The sequence below is a fragment of the Streptomyces antnestii genome, assembly GCF_004005495.1.
In the GTDB taxonomy this organism is placed as follows: Bacteria; Actinomycetota; Actinomycetes; order Streptomycetales; family Streptomycetaceae; genus Streptomyces; species Streptomyces antnestii.
Genome location: NZ_RZYA01000067.1, coordinates 1 through 711 on the forward strand (window position 1 = coordinate 1; position 711 = coordinate 711).

Annotated in this window: 1 pseudogene; it reads left to right on the forward strand. The window is 68.6% G+C overall.

Going from position 1 to position 711, the window contains the following annotated elements:
- Nucleotides 1-711, forward strand: a pseudogene (locus EOT10_RS40975) (2-oxoacid:acceptor oxidoreductase subunit alpha); the annotation flags it as partial.

The window sequence follows — 711 nt, forward strand, 5'->3', positions numbered from 1 at the left end:
AGCACAAGAATTTCGGGGTGCGCACGTTCCAGGCGGAGGACGAGATCGCGGGGATCGGGGCGGCGCTGGGGGCGGCGTTCGGGGGTTCGCTGGCTGTCACCACCACCTCGGGTCCGGGTGTGGCGCTCAAATCCGAAACCATTGGCCTTGCGGTGTCGTTGGAACTGCCGTTGCTGGTGGTGGACATCCAGCGCGGCGGCCCCTCCACCGGTCTGCCCACCAAGACGGAGCAGGCGGATCTGCTGCAGGCGATGTATGGGCGTAATGGTGAGGCGCCGGTGCCGGTGGTCGCGCCGCGCACGCCCGCCGACTGTTTCGATGCCGCTCTGGAGGCGGCGCGGATCGCGATCACGTACCGCACGCCGGTGTTCCTTCTCTCGGACGGCTATCTGGCGAACGGCTCGGAGCCGTGGCGGATCCCGGAGGTGGATCAACTCCCAGATCTGCGCACGCAGTTCGCGTCGGGGCCGAATCACACCGAGGCGGACGGCAGCGAGGTGTTCTGGCCCTACAAGCGGGATCCGCAGACGCTGGCCCGTCCGTGGGCGGTGCCGGGGACGCCGGGGCTCGAGCACCGGATCGGCGGGATCGAGAAGCAGGACGGCACGGGCAACATCTCCTACGACCCGGCCAACCACGAACTCATGGTCCGCACCCGGCAGGCCAAGATCGACGGGATCAGCGTGCCGGACATCGAGGTCGACGACCCGT